Origin of the sequence: Sporomusa acidovorans (assembly GCF_900101845.1) — a bacterium.
Lineage (GTDB): Bacteria > Bacillota > Negativicutes > Sporomusales > Sporomusaceae > Sporomusa > Sporomusa acidovorans.
The window spans coordinates 49,309-67,614 of the sequence record NZ_FNAM01000010.1 but is presented as its reverse complement, the minus strand read 5'-3'; the positions used below and the strand labels follow the sequence as shown (position 1 = coordinate 67,614).

Genomic DNA, 18,306 nt, shown 5'->3' with positions numbered 1-18,306 from the left:
TAAACCATGTTTATTATTCCCCCAGAAAATAGCCTTCTATACCGCCAATCCCCAAATCGGTAATTTTTGCTTTTACAGGTATTCTCCGACAGGAAAAAACTGCTTGCATGACGAAATGATGATGACAGGAAACAGTAATATTTCTGGAGGGATAGTCTTGCAAAACTCGTATAAACAATTATTTCGGCTGGTGGCGCTGGCATTAACCGTAATCTGGTGCCTGCCAGCCAGTTCGTTTGCCGCCAAAAAATCGCCCGTAACGGCACCGGCACCGGTTAAAGTAACCATCATGGCGACGGCAGGCGTTAATGGTCATTTGATCAACTGGGATTATAATTTTCCCCGGACAGCCGAATTCGGCTTAGTTAAAGTTGCCAGCCTGGTAAAAAAAGAACGGCAGAGCAATCCGTATACCATCCTGGTGGATGGCGGCAACATGCTTTCCGGTTCTGCGCTGACTGACTATTTTGCCATTACGCCATCCAAGCTGCCAAACCCCATGATGGCCATGTATAATTATCTCGACTATGATGCTGTCGTGCTCGGCGCGGGCGAATTCGCCTATGGTCCGCTCTATCTTTCTAAAGCAATGGCCCTTGCCAAATTCCCCGTACTGGCAGCTAATATCCGCACCTCGGATAAAACCTGGTCGGCGCTTAAGCCTTATACCATTAAGGAACTTAATGTGGGTAAGGACAAAAAGAAGGAAAAAATCCGTATCGGTATTATCGGCGTTTCATCTGCCCAGCCGGATATTACGGATAAAAATTACGCCGGCCTTAAAGTAACCGATCAGGCAGACGCCATTTTGAGTGCCACCAAACAATTACAAAATAAAGTCGATACGATTATCGTGATCAAAAACGATGGTATCGTCATTAACGGTGTGGCGGCGGCTACTCCCACTAAATTCGGCAGCAGTATCAGCAAAACGGATCTGACTTTCGAAAAAATAGGTAAAAAGTGGTTGGTTACTCATACGGAAACCAACAATGTGTATGCTGCCCTCGCTCCGGCTGACAAGGGTATGAGCGACGCCGCCTGGCCTTACCATGATGCTACACTGCAGCATCTTAGCAAACGTCCATAACCGTGAGAAAATAAATGAGAAATGCCGCGTCGGCCGACGCGGCATTTCTCATTTACGGCAGATACCCCATAGGATCTACCGGTTGGCCATCTTTTTGGATTTCAAAGTGCAGGTGCGGTCCTGTCGAATTGCCGGTATTGCCCATAGAGGCTATCCGCTGACCGGCCCGTACAAATTGCCCGCGTTCCACATAAAAGTCACTTAAATGGCCATATAAACTGACATAACCACCACCATGATCAATCATAACCGCATAACCGTAACCGCCCCGCCAGCCGGCCCAAATCACCTGGCCGGCCCTTGCGGACATAACATAGGTGCCAATATCATTGGCAATGTCAACGCCCTCGTGGAGCCGGCCCCATCGCCAGCCGAACGGCGAGGATATCTCGCCTTTTGTCGGCCAGATAAACCGGCTGGCCGAGCCCCGGGCCACCGCCGTATCGACCCGGGCCCAACGCGCACCGGGAATAAAGAGTTTTTCACCGGCAGCTACCTGATCACTATCTTTAGCATTAGCCGTTTTAATTGATTCTATCTGCACTCCGTATGTATGGGCAATATCCCATAAGGTATCGCCGGTGCTTACCTGATGAATAGCTCCCTTTTGCGGCAATATAACTAGCTCATCACCCGGGTGGATGAGTTCACTTATACCCGGATTGGCGGCTTCTAATGTTTCCAAATCAATACCATATTGTTCGGCTATCCCTGATAACGTATCTCCGTCTTTTACAGTGTGATTCTTTATCACCGGTTGCGGAGAAACTGCCGCAACCTGTACCTTGGCAGGCTGATTTTCAGTTGTCGACGGGGAATTAATAACATCCGGCAGCGGTTTTGGTCCAATAGGAAGAGCGCATATACCGGCGAACAAGGCAGCGCCTCCCAGACAGGCCCATTGCTTGGCATCATATTTCGGCAAAATACCTCACCTCGCTTACTGGTCTTATTTTGGTTAACAGCTGTTGCCCAATCTGCTAATACAATCCCCAGTATTAGCATATCGGGCAGGCTCTCAAATTATGCATAACTTGGATTATTTTTCTTAGCTTTTTATCCTATGGCTGTCTGCAACAGTATTCCGGATATTCATAAATTTAAAAAGAGTTACCCGCAGGTAACCCTTTTAAATCGGCAATATTCCCGGTGTACTACATGAATTACAGGCCAAAAAAAACCATGACCCAGTCCACTGCGTCCGGTGCGACTGTAGCGGCCAGTAATAGTACAGTCAACAGGATCAGCACAATGGTGAAAAACCAGGAAAGCACATTATACATCCGGGAATTGGCATACTCACCCATAATATTTTTATCATTGGCGATTACAACCATAAAGATTAAGATCGGCGGCAGCAAAACGCCGTTGACCACTTGCGAAATAAGCATCACATTGTAAAGTGACAATCCCGGCAGGAGCACCAAGGCGGCGCCGATTGCAATCAGCGCCGTATACAAGCCAAAAAACACCGGGGCTTCCTCATAGGATTTACCCATGCCATGTTCGAAACCAAACGCTTCACAAATCGCATAAGCCGTACTCAAAGGCAAAATAAAGGCGGCCAGCATAGAAGCGCCAAATAAGCCAAAACCAAAAAGCAAGCTGGCGTATTTACCGGCAAGCGGCTCTAATGCCAGAGCCGCATCTTTTGCGGTTTCCATGGATATATGGTTAACATACAAAGTTGCCGCTGTGGCTACGATAATAAAAAAGGCAACCAACCCGGTAAAGAACGAACCGATAAATACGTCCCAGCGGGTATACACATAATCTTTGGCCACAATGCCTTTATCGACGATGGAAGCTTGCACGTAAAACTGGCCCCAGGGCGTGATTGTTGTTCCAATTACACCGATTGCCATAAACAGAAATTCGGTATCCCGGGAAAAAGAAGGGGTCACCGAGGCGACCAGGACCTCCTGCCAAGGCGGGTTAACAATAATACCGGATAATATATAGCTAAAAAAAGTTACACACAATGCTAGGAAAATTTTTTCAATCCGTTCATAGCTGCCTTTAACAACTAGCCACCAGACCACTCCGGCTATTACAGGCACCGATAGATATTTATTCACGCCAAATATTTCAAAACTTGTCGCCACTCCGGAAAACTCGGAAGCGGTAGTGCCGATATTAGCAATTAAAAGGACAACCATGGCAAACAGCGTCCACTTGACACCAAATTGCTCACGAATTAAGTCTGCGAGTCCCTTGCCTGTGACAGCACCGGTCCGGGCGGAGATCTCCTGGGCAATAGCCAGACAAACCGTAGCAACAAACATGGTAAATAAGAGAGCATAGCCGTATTTGGCCCCAGCCGCCGCATAAGTGGCAATTCCACCGGCGTCATTATCGGCAAACGCCGTAACAATACCCGGTCCCATAACGGCTAAGAAAAGGCCGAGACGCTCACGAATACCTTTAATCGCTTTCACCATTACCACCTCCAGAGGCGTCTATTGACAATATACCCGGAACCCACATCCCCTCTACCGCGTTCAGGAATCAGGATTTCCAGCACATCATCAACCGTTATGATGCCCAGCATGCTATTTTGCTCATCAACAACCGGAACTGCCAGTAAGCCGTACTTGTGGATAATATCCGCCACTTTGCGGTGACTATCCTCATGCCGTACATAAATCACTTTTTCATGCATAATCGATTCCAACTTAGCCTGGGGAGACGCCAGAATAAGCTCACGTAAGGAAAGTGCTCCCAGTAACATTTCTTTGTCATCCAGAACATAAATATAGTAAATAGTCTCTGCGTTTGGCGCTAATTCGCGTATTTTCTCAATGGTTTCTTCCGCCGTAAGTTTGGCAGACAAGCCAATGTACTCGGTTGTCATCAGGGCACCTGCCGTAGCGTCAGGATAATTCATTAATTCCTGCACTTCTTCGGCATCGTCGGATTCCATTAAGCTCAGCAATGCCTGTGATTTTTCGTCAGGCAGCTCGCCTAAAATATCTGCCGCTTCGTCAGGCGGCATATCTTCCAAAAGATCGGAGGCTTGTTCCTGATCCATTTGAGTAATAATTTCTATCTGGGTATCCAGATCCATTTCAGCCAAAGCCTCAATCGCCTGCCGTGTATCCAAATTCTTGATAAAACTGGCCCTGCTGTTATAATCCAACTGCTCGACAATATCGGCGATATCCGCAGGATGCAGCTGGCTGAACTGCTTCTTGTCACGGCTAAGCTGCAGGCTGGAAGTCCGGTCTTCCAAAGGCTTAATAAACTGCCAGCCAATAAAATTTTGCGCCAAACGTTTGACCAAAAATTCCAAGCCAAGTCGCCGAAAAAGTCCCCGCAACCCGACATCAACGGCCAGCAAGACTAAATTTCGCTGCTGTTCATGGACAATCCACGTCAAAGTAATATCATTGACCCGGACCAGTTTAGATCCCTTAAAATCAATAATCTGCTTATCAAGCAGCCATTTGCGGACGTAAATTTCATCCTCATAGAGCGGCATCATAACCTGCGGGGAAAATTCGCCAGCGAGTTTTACCTGCCTGTCACTCACTTCCGCAACAAACTGTATCGGCACCAAGCCTTGGATATTCCGTCCGTATTTAATGCCTGTTACCCGCGGTGCGGCGCCGTCCCATTTGACTGCCATATCCTTAACCTGGCCAATCCGCCGCCCAGCGATATCAAGAATGGGTTTTCCCAGGAGCTGACTAAAATAAAATTCATTAATCATCACCGTCATATCCATACCTCCTCTTTTGCACAGGCCCGGCCTACCAAATTCACGTGAAGCGATAAGCAGGGCTTTTGCCTGTTATATTGGGTCTTACTCTCAGGGCCGGAATCCACAACACCACCTCCTTCTGGTCAGAAATAAAAAAGACAGACCTTCTCTTTTGTGAAGAAGGTCTATCTGAATCGCTAAGTAACTGTCTGTGACCTTCTCTACTCGTTTAGTTTTAGCACTGCATAACGTAGAGCGGGATATCACTCAGCCACATTAAGTAAAACCTTAATTCGGTAGAACCTGTTAACCCATTGGCGTCTCTCGACGTTTCCGGGCAGTGGCATTTTTCTATGCAGGAGCCTCACCTAACAGAGAATGTTTAGTTTGGTATAGTGTATGATCGAATATCAGGTAACGTCAATCATAAAAATATGATTTCGCTATTCCTTATTAAAAATACCTCTTACAATAAATAATTGCAAGAGGTATCTTTATAAATTTACATGTTTTTAAGAATATCCGCTTTCTTATGCCCGCTTAATAAGCATCGGTTTTTTCTCAAACTTATGAATGGCATCAACAAAGCGAATCGTACCTGTCGATGCGCGCATTACAATAGAATGGGTACGGGCCCCGCCCCCAAAATAGCGTACTCCGTTGAGTAAATCGCCCTGGGTAATGGCTGTTGCGGCAAAGATAACGTCATCCCCCTTAACCAGTTCATCGAGGGTAAAGACCTTATTAATATCAGTAATCCCCATTGTCCTGGCCCGCTCTATATCGGCATCGCTTTCCGGCCACAACCTGCCTTGCATATCGCCGCCCAGGCATTTGATTGCAGCAGCGGCCAATACACCCTCAGGAGCGCCGCCGATACCCAGCAGCATATGAACGCCTGTACCTTCAATAGCCGCATTGATAGCAGGCGATACATCACCATCACTGATCAGCTTAATTCTGGCACCGGCATCACGGGCTTCTTTAATTATGGCAGCATGGCGCGGCCGGTCAAGAATAACCACCGTAACATCTTCCACCTTACGTTGCAGCGCGGCAGCCACGGCTTTGAGGTTCTCGGTCACCGGCGCATTAATGTCAATTTTGCCTCTTGCCATGGGACCTACGGCAATCTTATCCATATACATGTCCGGCGCATGCAGCAGGCAGCCGCACGGTGCAATGGCCAGCACAGCGATTGAACCCGGCAAGCCTTTGGCAACTAAATTTGTTCCTTCCAGCGGATCAACGGCAATGTCTACTTCCGGACCGCCATGACCAACTTCTTCGCCGATATACAGCATGGGTGCTTCGTCCATTTCACCCTCACCAATGACGACCCGGCCGCTAATACTTACCGTATCGAAAGCAGCCCGCATTGCATCTACCGCAGCTTGATCAGCCGCAATTTTATCTCCACGTCCCATCCAGCGACCGCACGCAACAGCCGCAGCCTCAGTAACCCGTACGAACTCTAATGCCAGTTCACGTTCCATAATGCCACATCTCCTTAATTCTTGCTAGGGGAAAAATGATGCCGGGCACCGCCCGGCCTTCCTCTATACATGAGCTTGATACCCTTGTTTACCTATTTACATTTTACCCTATAGATTGGCTTTTTGCCAGTCTTCCAGAAAACGTTTGATACCTGCGTCGGTAAGCGGATGATTTAACAACGTCTTTAATACTTTTGCCGGAACGGTGGCGATATGCGCTCCCGCCAGTGCGGCCTGCGTCACATGGAGCGGATGACGGATACTGGCGGCAATAATTTCTGTCTCTATTCCATGTATGGCAAAAATATCAGCCGTATCTTTTATCAGAGCAATTCCGTCCTGACTGATATCGTCAAGCCGGCCAACAAACGGACTGACAAAGGCGGCTCCCGCCCGCGCAGCCAACAATGCCTGATTTGCTGAAAAAATTAGGGTAACATTGGTTTTAATGCCTTCGGCGGCCAAAGCATGGGTTGTTTTCAGACCGTCAACCGTTACCGGAACTTTAATTACCACGTTGTCACCGAGCTTAGCCAATGCACGCGCTTCGGGCAGCATCTTGTCAAAATTCGTGGCAATAACCTCGGCACTTACCGGTCCCGGCGTCAATGCGGCAATTTCTTTAATTACCGTCTTAATATCCTGCTTTTCTTTAGCAATAAGCGACGGATTAGTGGTTACGCCTGCCACAACCCCCATTGGCAAAATTTCTTTGATTTCGCCAATATTAGCTGTATCAAGGAAAAATTTCACAGGTAACTCACTCACCTTTTCTTTTATTCTCTACCACAAAAGCTATTTACGACTGGTGCGCCTGAGAGGTGCCAGTTCAATAACGCCCATGGCCGATATCCTGGCTAAATCCTGTTCATCTTTAGCTGAGATTACCAGACGCCCCTCGCACTGACTGCAGGAAAGCTCTACAGCATCAACTAGTACATCAACATCAACATCTGTATTGCCGCAAGAGCAGTATACCCCTCCCTGCTCGGCAATATCATGAATTTTATTTAAAATCTCCAGTAAAATTTGAGAATTTTCTATTGCCTGACCATCAGCTTGTCCGTCCAGTTCACTGGCTAAACTAGCCACCTCTTGCTTATGTTTGGCAATAGTCGCCGCAATCGCTTCCGGACTGCCTACAAACCCCAGTTCCAGATTTGCTTGGTCACAGTAAATTTTGCTTACCTTCGGTTGCCGAAACAGGTTACTGTCAAGAAAAATCAGGTGATTTGTTTCGCATACAAGACAAGGAATATCTAATAAATATTGACGCCGTCCCGCACCCGATATAGTCCCTTGTAGTTGACCGCAGCTACAGGCAAGTTGGCAGGCGGAATTATTGATAGCAAACCGGGAGACATGATGAAGCTCTATTTTGCCGCAGCGCGAGCAATATAGTGCTAATGTAGAAACAGCGTTAATGACCAATGGATATCCCCCCTTGTTTCCTGTATTTCGCCGCCAGAGGTAAAAATCCTGCCTGCTCTTTGCAACTTGGTAACATCCGGCAGCACCGATAGCAACGAAAATAAACCGGGACATATGCCCCGGAACTTATTTTCAATAAAAATCAGCCGATCATTAACCGGCGTGCATCGCCAAAGTTAGCGCCAATATTGTTCTGAATAATCTGGCACAGCGAAATAATATCAAATGGTTTGGTAATATAATCCCGCATACCAGCTTCCTTTGCTTCATTAACCATATCCAATTCTCCGTACGCAGTCATCATAATGACCTGATCGCCTTGTCCCTGACGCTTAAGTTCTTTTAGCGCCTCAATTCCGTCCATGCCGGGCATCTTCATATCCATCAGAATGACGTTAGGATTTACAGTCAATGCAGCTTGTATACCCTCGTAGCCGTTAGCGGCCGTAATTACGTGATAACCTTCGTCCTGGAGAACCTCGGTTAGCAATCTCCGAATCCCAGGTTGGTCGTCAATTACCAGAATGGTAGCTTGGGAATTGCTCATGTAATGCACCTTACTTTCTCCGTAGTTTTGACAGAAAATTGGAATTAGTCTTCTTAGTATATCTGTATTCGCACTGAATTAAAAATCTCCTGCTAATTACTGGAAGAAAATAGAAATTCTTTTTAGTTTTTCCAAATTCCTATAAAATAAATTTAAAACCCGGCCCATTTATGCTAAACTTTGTAATGAAACCAATTTGCGAGGTAGAATTATGACACATCCATTCCACAATCTACACAACTATTGGGCCTGGATCACCAGCCATAAGGCGGCTTTATTCTTTTCTTTGTTAGTCGCTATGTATCTGGCCCCTTTTATTATTTTGCGGCAAAACGCCCATTTTACCATTAATGATAACCTTGACTGGATCACCGCTTGGATTGTACTTGTAAAAAGCGGCAAGGTTTTTGACCTAACAGGCACAGTCAGCCAAATGCTGGGCGAACTGCCGCGCAGTTGTCTGCCCAGCGGTTTTAATATCATTACCTGGCTCTATATGATCCTGCCGCCCTTCCGCGCCTACCTGATTAATCTCTTATTGGTCCATATGACGGCCTATATGGGTATGTATCTTTTGCTTAAACACTACGTCTTGGCGGATAATCGCCAGGCTTGGCTGGTTTGGGCCGGCGCCGCGGCATTTGCCACCCTCCCTTTCTATACGGTCTATGGTCTGTCGATCGCCGGACAGCCCTTACTATTCTATGCGATGCTTAATGCCTATTATGACCGGAAAATGAACACAAATGTTCTGATTATTGTCCTATTTGCCCTCTATTCCTCATTACCGCTTGCCGGTGTGTTTATTCTTGCCGTTCTCGGCCTGGCCGCCTTATACGATTACTGGCGTTACCGGCAGCCGCGCCCGAATTTCTGGGGCGCCATTGCCTTCTTAACCGGCTGCTATGTCATAACGGAAATCTGGCTGTTTTATAATTTCTTTTTTAGCCAGGGCTTTCTTTCCAGCCGTGAAGAAATTAACCGGATTGTATTAGGGCAGTCGAAAGACTGGTCCGGTGTTAAAGCCTTAATTGCCGACAACCTGGTTAACGGCCAGTATCATGCCGTCAGTCTGCATAAGTATATTCTTGGTATTGCGGTGCCGCTTGCACTGCTTACCGGCTGGCGGCACCGCCGCGAGCTTAAAGCCATTTTGGTGTTATTGTCAATCGCCCTGGCTATCTCGGCTTTTTACGGATTTCGCTACTCTGAATTTTTTATGTCGGCCGTAGCGGGCAGCAGTTTCTTTAATGCCTTTCAGGTTCAACGGTTTCATTGGCTGCATCCTATTATCTGGTATATAGTTTTTGCCTTATGCCTAAAAATTGTCGCCAACATCCGCTATATCGGTAAAATACTGGCCGCTGTCCTGATCGCCCTGCAGCTAAGTTACCTGTTTGGCAACAACATTGAATATCACTTGGCTTTAAAACAACACGCCGACATATCGGTAATTGAAAATGAATGGCTTTACGAAAATATTACCTACGGTCAGTTTTTCGCCGACAGTCTTTTTCAACAAGTAGACGATTATATCGGCCGTCCCAAAGAAGATTACCGGATAGCCACGATCGGTATTTATCCGGCCATTACCCAATACCATGGTTTTTACACCCTTGACGGACGGCTTAATATTTATCCGCTGGCCTATAAACACGCCTTCCGGCAGATTATGGCCAAGGAATTAGCAAAAAACCCATTTTGGCAAAAATATTTTGACGATTGGGGAATCACCTGCTATATCTTCCCGGCAGAGCTTACATACTATGAGGTGCGAAAGTCCTATCAATTAAAGCTTAATCATCTGGAACTGGATATGGAGGCTTTCAAAAGATTAGGCGGCGAATATATCCTATCCGCCGCCGAAATAACAAATTACCGGGAAAATGGTCTTGAATTTTTACAAAAATTTAGTGAAGACTGGTCAATTTGGGAAATTTACCTGTACCGGGTACGTTAAACGTGAAATGGCAGTTGCAGTAATGTTGAACCAAGAAAAACGACAACAACCACAATACCGCCGATCAGTACCAATAACGGGGCAGCCAGTACCAGTACCGCCTTTGCGGCCGATAAGCCGTGAGCGCCGCGAATGGCGGCAACATCAAGCGACAGGGTCCAAATAACAATAAGCAAGCCGATAACTCCGAAGGCGACGCCGCGCAGGCCGTCAGGCAGCAGGGCGGCAATAACGCCCAGAGGTATTGCCGCTATCCTTGGCAAGTGAGCAAACCCCAAGGCAGCAAACAGACCGACAGCCGTTCCCCGGCCGCCCGCCAATTCGGCGATAAAGTGTAATACACAGGCCCCCATGATCCACAGCAGCAAACTGCCGATAAAGTGCAAAACAAATAAAAAACCAACAGCAGGTATGCCCTGCGTAGCCCTGATACCTGTATAAACTGCCCAAACCGGGACAAGCATGCCGATCGTAAACATGGCAAAGGCTTGCCCGATTAGTTTTTTATCGGCAATAACTTGCATAGCGGTCTTAGGGTTAAATAACACATCATAAATCGTTTCCAGAAAATTGCCCATTCAAAAATCCCCCCTAATAGCTCTGGGGTGCGGCCGCAGGGCCGGCCGAAGAGAGCATTTCTTTAAGCTGCTTAAGCAGTTGCTGTTCTTTGTTATAATAACTGTCTTGCGCACCAAACAAAGCCTCCAGCGCATTTAATTTGCCATATTCAATAATTTCCGGCTTGCCTTGAATACCCACAAGAGCGGCAGCCCCGTCAATTGCGTCATACATATTGCCTAATTCGTCAACAAGGCCAAATTCTTTGGCCTGGCGGCCGGTATAGATACGCCCGTCCGCAAGTTCACGCACTGTAGCCGGATCAAGATGACGGCCTTCGGCAATAACCTCAACAAATTGATTATACATATCATCAACCATAACCTGAATAATGGCTCGTTCTTCTTCTGTCAGCGGGCGATCTGGTGATAAAATATCTTTATGCGGACCACTTTTAATTTTTTCCTGGCGGACACCAATTTTTTTATATAATTCCTCCCAGTTGGAATAGGGCATATATACCCCTAAACTACCGGTAATAGTGGATGGATTGGCATATATTTTATCTGTGCAGGCGGCAAGCCAGTAACCGCCGGAGGCGGCCATATCGGCCATAGAGGTAATAACCGGTTTGCCGGCTGCCCGAACTTTTTTAAGCTCCTCGCCCACTTCCTGTGATGCCGGAACCGTACCGCCCGGACTGTTTATCCTCAGTACGATGGCCTTAACCGAAGCGTCATCGCGCGCTGCATGGAGCTGGCGGATTAGCGCATCGGTTCCCCCGCCTTCGGTGAACAAATTAACCTGTCCACGACCGCCGACTATCATGCCGTCCACATAAATGACGGCAATTTTATCATTGTGCTTGCTTTTATTTACCTTAGGAGTAATAAACAGCGCCCCCAGCATGGAAATGCCAATAATAATGGCCAGAAAAATAACCACCGAGCGTTTAAACATCATATACCTCCTTAAATCAACTTGTTGTTTTATATAGTATTCAATCCGGAAAAGAAAACTGTTGGATAGTATCCAACAGTTTTCTCTTATATTTTACCCAGCCTATTGGCAAGTGATGCTTTGACAAATTCTCTAAACAACGGATGCGGATTGGTGGGGCGCGACTTAAATTCAGGATGGAATTGCGTGCCTACAAACCATGGATGGTCCTTTAATTCAACAATCTCAACCAGCCGTCCGTTTGGCAGGGTGCCGCTGATAATCATCCCGGCTGAGGCCAGCCTTTCACGATAGGCATTATTAAATTCAAAACGATGGCGATGCCGCTCATAAATAATTTCGTCTTGATAGGCTTTGTAAGTCAAGGTATTTTCCATAACCTTGCAGGGGTATACGCCAAGCCGCATAGTACCGCCCTTCTCCTCAATAGCCACCTGATCGGGCATTAAATCAATAATCGGATGAGGCGTAGCAGGATTAAATTCGGAACTGTGCGCATCCGTTAAACCGCAAACATTGCGGGCAAATTCGATCACCGCCGTTTGCATGCCGAGACACAAGCCAAAAAAGGGCACCTTGTTCTCCCGCGCATAGCGAATGGCCTTCAGCTTGCCTTCCACCCCACGGTCACCAAAACCGCCAGGCACTAAAATACCGTCAACATCACTCAAATAATCGGCCAGCTCGACCTGTTCGTCCTCAATATTCTCCGCATTAATCCATTTAATTTCAATCGCGGTATCATTGGCAATGCCGCCATGCCGCAGTGCCTCCGACACACTCATGTAGGCATCCTGTAAAGCAACATATTTGCCGACAATCGCAATCCGCACACTATGCAAAGGATTCATAATCTTTTCCACCATTTGGCGCCATTCCGTCATGTCGGCGCCGGTATCGTCCAGATTAAGCTTTTCCATGGCAATCCGGTCAAGGCCTTCATTTTCCAGCATTAGCGGTACCTGATAGATGCTGGCGGCGTTTTTATTCTGAATGACGGCATCCACATCAATATCACAAAATAAGGCCAGTTTTTCCTTCATTTCCGGTAATATTTCATGTTCGGTGCGGCAAACAATAATATCGGGATGAATGCCGATACTGCGAAGTTCTTTTACACTGTGCTGGGTAGGTTTGGTTTTAAGCTCGCCGGCTGCCGATATATAAGGCACAAGCGTAACATGAATATAAAGTACGCCGTTTTTCCCAACTTCTTTTTTAACCTGACGAATAGCCTCCAGGAAGGGTAAACTTTCGATATCGCCAACAGTGCCGCCGATTTCGGTAATAACAACATCCGCGTTGTCTTCTTTGCCGACCCGGTAAATACGTTCCTTAATCTCATTGGTAATATGGGGGATTACCTGAACGGTGCTGCCCAAATAGTCTCCCTTGCGTTCCTTGCTGATCACTGACCAATATATTTTACCAGCTGTCACATTGGAACTCTTGCTCAAATTAATATCAATAAACCGTTCATAATGGCCAAGGTCAAGATCGGTCTCCCCGCCATCTTCTGTGACATATACCTCACCATGCTGATAAGGACTCATCGTTCCCGGATCAAAATTAATGTATGGATCAAATTTCTGAATGGTAACTTTAAGCCCGCGACTTTTTAAAAGACGCCCCAGGGATGCCGCTGTGATCCCCTTGCCCAGCGAAGAAACCACACCGCCGGTAACGAAAATATATTTAGCCATTTAAATATCCTCCTACTAACTTCCTACGCATTTACTTCTTCGTCCTCTTCCTCATCTATCTCATGCTCAACTTCCAATAAGTGATCAGAATCAGCTATGCCCGAGGATTCTTCCGTTTCCAAATCCTGCTGAATAGCTGCAAGCAGTTTCTCGCGCCTTTGGGTGTCACTCGAAGATGCCGTTTCTTCCACTTCGTGCAAATTAATGCGCTGTGGCGACCATTCGGCCAACCCCCACATGCCTTTGCCGGCATGTACAAACCGGCTATCCAGATTAATCCGGGTATGAATATCGGCAATCACATAGGCCGGCGGACGGGTTGCGCTTCCTTTGGCAGCAACTGTCGCCTGCTCAATTAATTCTCGGTAGTGCAACGGATGACCAGTTGTTTTTAAAACCAAATATGCTGCATCGACTTCGTCAATATTATTCTTCGATAGGTTATTTGCCATAATTCTCAACCTCCGCACTTAACAATCCGCGTTTTATATTCAACGTGCAGAGATAAATTCCTCCCGGTTGTTAGAACATTCTTGAAGCAAACGGTTTACATTTTATCAGGAGCAGCAACTCCCAGAATAGCAAGTGATTTTTTTATTGTTGTTTGTACGGCGGTCACCAGCGCCAGACGGGCGGCCTGCAGCGTCGGATCGACCCCGATAATCCGGCATTGATTATAAAAAGTATGAAACATACCGGCAAGTTCATGCGCATACCGGGCAATCCGGTGGGGCGCACGCTCCCTGGCGGCACTGGCGATCTCCTCCGGAAATTTAGCCATTTTTTTGATTAAGTCAATTTCTGCCTGTTCTGTTAATATATCAAGTTTGACCTGATCCCAGGCGCCCGGAACCGGTAGGCCGGCATCAGCCATCTGGCGGAAAATACTGGCTATCCGGGCATGGGCATACTGAATATAGTACACCGGATTCTCATTAGAATGAGATTTCGCTAAATCAAGATCAAAATCCAGTTGGCTGTCGGTGGAGCGCATAATAAAGAAAAACCGGGCGGCATCACGCCCCACTTCCTCTATCAGCTCACTTAACGTTACGCCTTGCCCCGTCCGCTTGGACATTTTCACCAGTTGACCGCCCTGGTACAGGCTTACCATTTGCAAAATCATTACCTCCAGATGATCCGCATTGTACCCCATAGCGTTGATTGCGGCCTTAACCCGGCAAATATAGCCATGATGGTCCGCGCCCCAGATATTAATAACACGGTCAAACCCACGGGCAAATTTATCCCGGTGGTAAGCAATGTCGGCCGCCAGATAGGTCGGTACGCCATTGTCGCGGATAACCACCCTGTCTTTATCATCGCCATAGGCAGTTGATTTTAACCATAAAGCCCCTTCTTTTCCATAAATATTACCATTGCTTTGCAAAAGCTCGCAGGTTGCCGCCACCGCGCCGCTGTTATGGAGGGTGCGTTCACTAAACCAAACATCAAAGGTAACGCCAAATTGTTCCAAATCTTCTTTAAGGGCTGCCAGTTTTTCCTTAAGGCCCAACTCTTTAAATTCGGCCAGCCGCTCCGGTTCGGGCATACTGAGATATTGAGCGCCATACTTGTCAACAATCCGCTGGGCCGTATCAATAATATCCCGGCCATGATAGCCATCCTCGGGAAATTCAACTTTCTTTCCCAGGAGTTCTAAATAACGGGCATTCACTGAGGCAGCCAAGTTATCCATTTGATTGCCGGCATCGTTAATGTAATATTCGGCCTCAACCTTGTAGCCGGCCGCCCTAAGCAAGTTAACCAGCGCACTGCCGACGGCGGCTCCCCGCCCATGGCCGACATGCAGCGGTCCGGTGGGATTGGCACTGACAAATTCAACTTGCACGCGTTCTCCCTGGCCGGTGGTTGTTTGGCCGAAATTCTCTCCGGCGGCAAGAATTGACGCTAATTCTTGGTACAGGATATCGGACTTAAGATAGAAGTTAATGAAACCTGGCCCGGCAAGCAAAGCTTTTTCCAGCCATGGCTCACTGAGACGGTCAATAATCGCCTGGGCAATCACCCGTGGATTCTTTTTAGCCGCTTTGGCCGACTGCATGGCAAAATTTGTGGCGTAATCGCCAAACTCTTTTTGCGGCGGTACTTCCAACACTATTTCCGGCAACTGCCCGGCAGAGAATACACCGTCAGCCACCGCCTTTGCCGCTGCTTGTCCAATAGCGGCAATTAGCTGTTGTCTAATGTCCATTTCTTTTATCCCCCTGTATATGGACAGCCAGCGTATTGGCACTTTGCCACTGTCCATCAATTTCAAGCTCATACTCCATATCGATTCCGGTCACCTGGCTATTATCCTCAGTACGGTTCATAACCAGCCGGGTTGTATGTACACTCAGCCGCATGGTGCCATAGGGCGTGATATATTCGGAGCGACAGCGTTTCCCCAGGCGGAATTCCTGTCGTTGATCAATCCCTCCCATACGCACCAGCGTAACATGATCGGTATAAATTTTTAAAAGTGTAGTGGCACCTTCCATACCACTGATTTCGGATTCCTGATAGGTGATATAATGAATGCCATTCTTCGTATATCTCCGCCCCTGCGTGAACAATTCAATCTGATCTTCTTCCCCATGAGCATCCCGTTGTGAGCCTTTTACCGTGATAAGCACCTGATCAAATTCCGTACCCTGCGTAATTAGACTCACTCCCTTTCCAGAACCTTAACTTTATTATTATAGCGTAATCGAAAGCTGTTGCCAATATTCACAAGGTATCGGCAGCAAAAAAAAATCATCGAAAATATAAATTGCGCCGCCTGTCCGTGCGTACCAGACAAGCGGCGCAGTCCCCGGGAGGTAGCCGCCATACTACCTCGCGTAATTAATGTATGCAGAAATCAGTTAAACATTCACACATTCTTGAAAAATCATGGCCACAGTTTTTTTACTTCAGCCCCCGGATAGTAAAAGCAAATGATGTCCTCGGCCACCTTTCCTTCTTTGGCAAATGTATAGGCACCCCATTGGCATAACCCAACGCCATTTCCCCAGCCCTGACCCTTGAAAATAAAATTACCGTCTTCATAAGTCATATCCGTAATAAGGGTTGATTTTAAGCGATCATAACCAATAGCCCGGCGAAAGTCAGAGCCGTATATCTTTTTATTATCGGCCCCAATGAAGAGAATACGTCCAGACGGCCCTTTTTCCACAATACGGATATCCGCCGGATCACCGTCATAGCCGACGGCGGCGGCAACCTGGGATGCGGGAATTTTCACTGTCCAGAATTTTATATCCTCAGGGGCATAAGTAAAGCAATTATCCTTAGTTGTCTGAAAATACGGCGTGTCATGGGGAATTTCTTTAGGAAAACTTTCTTCTTTAGTGGCGCCAATCTGACCGTTACAAGAGCTGTAAATGGCATTAACAAGACCACCGGCATACAGCAGCACTTCGCCGCGCGTTTTGAGCACAGCCTGTCTTACGCTCTCATTGACTTTTTGTGGGGCAAAAGCCTGCAATTCCTCTTTGGATGTACTGACATCAGCATTATGCAGTTTTTTTATCGTACCGGTCTCAATCGCACTCATTGTCAGCGTACGCGAAGCGATGGCCTGTGCTGCCAATGCTTCCATAGGCCAATTGGCTTCCATCTCCTGGGCAATTACCCCTTCAATGTACTTTTCCAGGGGCATAGTCTCTACGGTTCCTTTATCGGCCAAATAGACCCTTATTTGTGGTTCGTTGGGATATTTCGCTGCGTCGAATTGAGGAACACCGGCAATAGGCTGTGGTGCGGGTGCGGGAGCCGGTACCTGTTCCATGGGAGCCGGCGCGGGTGCCGGCGTCGGTTTTTGGGCGGGAGGCTTGAGTAGCGTATACACTCCCGTGACGAATGCTGCTATAATGCCTACAACTAGTGCGGTATTGAGTGTTTTGTTTTTCATGCGCTCCCACCTCACGCTTAGTATGGCTTGGCAGACTTTTGTTTATACGTCGGGTAATTCCCAAAGTTCCACCGTAAGCCGTGCAGCCTCAACTTCGACAAATGCGCGCTGCATGATTTTCCGCCGCGTGTTATTCATAAAGCGGAAATCCTTATCGGTATAGGTAGTTGCATCCTTGCCCGGCGGTACATAATTGACCGGCTGGGAATGGGGATGACGTTCGGTGATCTTTAGGTTGCCGGCCAGCACCGCATTATATAATGTCGAAGATACCTGACACAGGCCGCCGCCAAATTCTTCCTGATTTTCCCCATCGTCCCCATATACAATGGCAGGCTGGAAGCCTCGTTCCGCGGTGGGTTCACCGGTAATCCGATTAAAGGAAAATTCCTGCCCGGGTTCAAGAACGGTGTTATTAATCAATTTGGCCCCCAAGCGAATATTGGCCATACGCCCCGGACTCCTGTCCCAAATGTTCGTTGTGTAGCTGCCTAATTTACGGCTGCGTGCCAGCTTGTCCCTGGTAATATCGGGGGCAAATACTTCATAAACCGGTGTGACGCTATCGCCGGCTTTAGCTGCCAGCAAGGCGTTAAGAGTAGCGGAAACCTGTAAACGCTGACCCGGCTTTTCCGGCATCACTTCCCCGCTATCCGGGTCAAAACCGGCGTTTACCGCCGGTATGTCTTTGGCTTTAGCTAAGTTAACAAGAACTCGGCTTGCTTCCCCTGGTATCATATTACCCACAACCTGCCCCTCAATTGTTACATTGTCGGCAATCAGGCGCTCCTCCGGTTTGGGGGCAGGCTCTTTTAAAGCGCAGCCCATGCTAAGCGCCATCACAATACTAAATATTAATAGCGGTAAATGAAAAATTTTTTTTATCTCGTTCACCTCCTGCCGATAGAAAGAATACCATGGAGTAGCAAATTGGCTGAC

At 47.4% G+C, this 18,306-nt stretch carries 18 protein-coding genes and 1 riboswitch; of the genes, 2 read left to right on the top strand and 16 right to left on the bottom strand.

The features are described from left to right. Nucleotides 1-13 precede the first annotated feature (13 nt). Entirely contained in the window at nucleotides 14-163 is a 150-nt protein-coding gene (locus BLR65_RS29655; RefSeq protein WP_176772716.1) for a hypothetical protein, read from the bottom strand. Between BLR65_RS29655 and BLR65_RS09160 the strand changes: the two genes are divergently transcribed. Continuing rightward, nucleotides 158-1,090, top strand: a complete 933-nt coding sequence (locus BLR65_RS09160) for a bifunctional UDP-sugar hydrolase/5'-nucleotidase (protein WP_093793889.1) — start codon at nucleotides 158-160, stop codon at nucleotides 1,088-1,090. The two genes, BLR65_RS29655 and BLR65_RS09160, sit on opposite strands and share 6 nt — an antisense overlap. Before the next feature lie 52 nt (nucleotides 1,091-1,142). Here the strand turns inward: BLR65_RS09160 and BLR65_RS09155 are convergent, their stop codons facing one another. The 7 genes from BLR65_RS09155 to BLR65_RS09125 form a co-directional block, all read right to left on the bottom strand. Then, nucleotides 1,143-2,015, bottom strand: a complete 873-nt coding sequence (locus tag BLR65_RS09155; RefSeq protein WP_245692643.1) for a peptidoglycan DD-metalloendopeptidase family protein — start codon at nucleotides 2,013-2,015, stop codon at nucleotides 1,143-1,145. Between the two features lie 238 nt (nucleotides 2,016-2,253). Continuing rightward, a complete protein-coding gene (locus BLR65_RS09150) occupies nucleotides 2,254-3,531 on the bottom strand; it encodes an Nramp family divalent metal transporter (protein WP_176772715.1) in 1,278 nt (425 codons plus the stop codon). After that, on the bottom strand, nucleotides 3,531-4,811 hold the full coding sequence (locus BLR65_RS09145) for a magnesium transporter MgtE N-terminal domain-containing protein (protein WP_245692641.1): 1,281 nt from the start codon (nucleotides 4,809-4,811) through the stop codon (nucleotides 3,531-3,533). Before BLR65_RS09145 ends, BLR65_RS09150 begins: the two co-directional genes overlap by 1 nt. Nucleotides 4,812-5,006: 195 nt before the next feature. Continuing rightward, nucleotides 5,007-5,176, bottom strand: a riboswitch (M-box (ykoK) riboswitch). Between the two features lie 147 nt (nucleotides 5,177-5,323). Next, entirely contained in the window at nucleotides 5,324-6,289 is a 966-nt protein-coding gene (gene glpX / locus BLR65_RS09140) for a class II fructose-bisphosphatase (protein WP_093793886.1), read from the bottom strand. A gap of 108 nt (nucleotides 6,290-6,397) precedes the next feature. Then, nucleotides 6,398-7,042 carry a fructose-6-phosphate aldolase gene (gene fsa, locus BLR65_RS09135; RefSeq protein ID WP_093793885.1) on the bottom strand — a complete coding sequence of 215 codons (645 nt, stop codon included), beginning with the start codon at nucleotides 7,040-7,042 and terminating at the stop codon, nucleotides 6,398-6,400. A 42-nt stretch (nucleotides 7,043-7,084) separates the two neighbouring features. After that, nucleotides 7,085-7,834, bottom strand: coding sequence for a hypothetical protein (locus tag BLR65_RS09130; RefSeq protein ID WP_143122538.1), 750 nt, complete (start codon nucleotides 7,832-7,834; stop codon nucleotides 7,085-7,087). Nucleotides 7,835-7,862: 28 nt separating this feature from the next. Further along, complete coding sequence (locus BLR65_RS09125; RefSeq protein ID WP_093793883.1) at nucleotides 7,863-8,267, bottom strand: response regulator; 405 nt, start codon at nucleotides 8,265-8,267, stop codon at nucleotides 7,863-7,865. Nucleotides 8,268-8,478: 211 nt separating this feature from the next. On the opposite strand from BLR65_RS09125, the gene BLR65_RS09120 reads away from it, so the two are divergent. Beyond that, nucleotides 8,479-10,227, top strand: a complete 1,749-nt coding sequence (locus BLR65_RS09120) for a DUF6044 family protein (RefSeq protein ID WP_093793882.1) — start codon at nucleotides 8,479-8,481, stop codon at nucleotides 10,225-10,227. Here the strand turns inward: BLR65_RS09120 and BLR65_RS09115 are convergent. The 8 genes from BLR65_RS09115 to BLR65_RS09080 form a co-directional block, all read right to left on the bottom strand. Beyond that, nucleotides 10,224-10,805 carry a YIP1 family protein gene (locus BLR65_RS09115; protein ID WP_093793881.1) on the bottom strand — a complete coding sequence of 194 codons (582 nt, stop codon included), beginning with the start codon at nucleotides 10,803-10,805 and terminating at the stop codon, nucleotides 10,224-10,226. The genes BLR65_RS09120 and BLR65_RS09115 overlap by 4 nt on opposite strands. Before the next feature lie 13 nt (nucleotides 10,806-10,818). Then, the gene (sppA, locus tag BLR65_RS09110; RefSeq protein ID WP_245692639.1) at nucleotides 10,819-11,748 is read right to left on the bottom strand and encodes a signal peptide peptidase SppA; all 930 of its coding nucleotides are present in this window, start codon (nucleotides 11,746-11,748) and stop codon (nucleotides 10,819-10,821) included. A gap of 83 nt (nucleotides 11,749-11,831) precedes the next feature. Then, nucleotides 11,832-13,448: a CTP synthase gene (locus tag BLR65_RS09105; RefSeq protein ID WP_093793879.1), complete on the bottom strand. Its 1,617-nt coding sequence runs from the start codon at nucleotides 13,446-13,448 to the stop codon at nucleotides 11,832-11,834. 23 nt (nucleotides 13,449-13,471) lie between these two features. Further along, on the bottom strand, nucleotides 13,472-13,900 hold the full coding sequence (rpoE, locus tag BLR65_RS09100) for a DNA-directed RNA polymerase subunit delta (protein ID WP_093793878.1): 429 nt from the start codon (nucleotides 13,898-13,900) through the stop codon (nucleotides 13,472-13,474). A 95-nt stretch (nucleotides 13,901-13,995) separates the two neighbouring features. Then, the gene (gene argS, locus BLR65_RS09095) at nucleotides 13,996-15,663 is read right to left on the bottom strand and encodes an arginine--tRNA ligase (RefSeq protein WP_093793877.1); all 1,668 of its coding nucleotides are present in this window, start codon (nucleotides 15,661-15,663) and stop codon (nucleotides 13,996-13,998) included. After that, entirely contained in the window at nucleotides 15,653-16,123 is a 471-nt protein-coding gene (locus tag BLR65_RS09090) for a YwiB family protein (RefSeq protein WP_245692636.1), read from the bottom strand. Before BLR65_RS09090 ends, argS begins: the two co-directional genes overlap by 11 nt. Nucleotides 16,124-16,344: 221 nt before the next feature. After that, entirely contained in the window at nucleotides 16,345-17,367 is a 1,023-nt protein-coding gene (locus tag BLR65_RS09085; protein ID WP_093793876.1) for a SpoIID/LytB domain-containing protein, read from the bottom strand. 42 nt (nucleotides 17,368-17,409) lie between these two features. Further along, nucleotides 17,410-18,207: a VanW family protein gene (locus tag BLR65_RS09080; RefSeq protein ID WP_143122537.1), complete on the bottom strand. Its 798-nt coding sequence runs from the start codon at nucleotides 18,205-18,207 to the stop codon at nucleotides 17,410-17,412. Nucleotides 18,208-18,306 lie beyond the last annotated feature (99 nt).

Excerpts from the sequence above, each read along its gene's own strand:
- BLR65_RS09150 (WP_176772715.1), bottom strand. The coding sequence starts at position 3,531 with ATGGTGAAAGCGATTAAAGGTATTCGTGAGCGTCTCGGCCTTTTCTTA.
- BLR65_RS09145 (WP_245692641.1), bottom strand. The coding sequence starts at position 4,811 with ATGACGGTGATGATTAATGAATTTTATTTTAGTCAGCTCCTGGGAAAA.
- glpX (WP_093793886.1), bottom strand. The coding sequence starts at position 6,289 with ATGGAACGTGAACTGGCATTAGAGTTCGTACGGGTTACTGAGGCTGCG.
- BLR65_RS09130 (WP_143122538.1), bottom strand. The coding sequence starts at position 7,834 with ATGTCCCGGTTTATTTTCGTTGCTATCGGTGCTGCCGGATGTTACCAA.
- BLR65_RS09125 (WP_093793883.1), bottom strand. The coding sequence starts at position 8,267 with ATGAGCAATTCCCAAGCTACCATTCTGGTAATTGACGACCAACCTGGG.
- BLR65_RS09120 (WP_093793882.1), top strand. The coding sequence starts at position 8,479 with ATGACACATCCATTCCACAATCTACACAACTATTGGGCCTGGATCACC.
- BLR65_RS09115 (WP_093793881.1), bottom strand. The coding sequence starts at position 10,805 with ATGGGCAATTTTCTGGAAACGATTTATGATGTGTTATTTAACCCTAAG.
- sppA (WP_245692639.1), bottom strand. The coding sequence starts at position 11,748 with ATGATGTTTAAACGCTCGGTGGTTATTTTTCTGGCCATTATTATTGGC.
- BLR65_RS09105 (WP_093793879.1), bottom strand. The coding sequence starts at position 13,448 with ATGGCTAAATATATTTTCGTTACCGGCGGTGTGGTTTCTTCGCTGGGC.
- rpoE (WP_093793878.1), bottom strand. The coding sequence starts at position 13,900 with ATGGCAAATAACCTATCGAAGAATAATATTGACGAAGTCGATGCAGCA.
- argS (WP_093793877.1), bottom strand. The coding sequence starts at position 15,663 with ATGGACATTAGACAACAGCTAATTGCCGCTATTGGACAAGCAGCGGCA.
- BLR65_RS09085 (WP_093793876.1), bottom strand. The coding sequence starts at position 17,367 with ATGAAAAACAAAACACTCAATACCGCACTAGTTGTAGGCATTATAGCA.
- BLR65_RS09080 (WP_143122537.1), bottom strand. The coding sequence starts at position 18,207 with ATGGCGCTTAGCATGGGCTGCGCTTTAAAAGAGCCTGCCCCCAAACCG.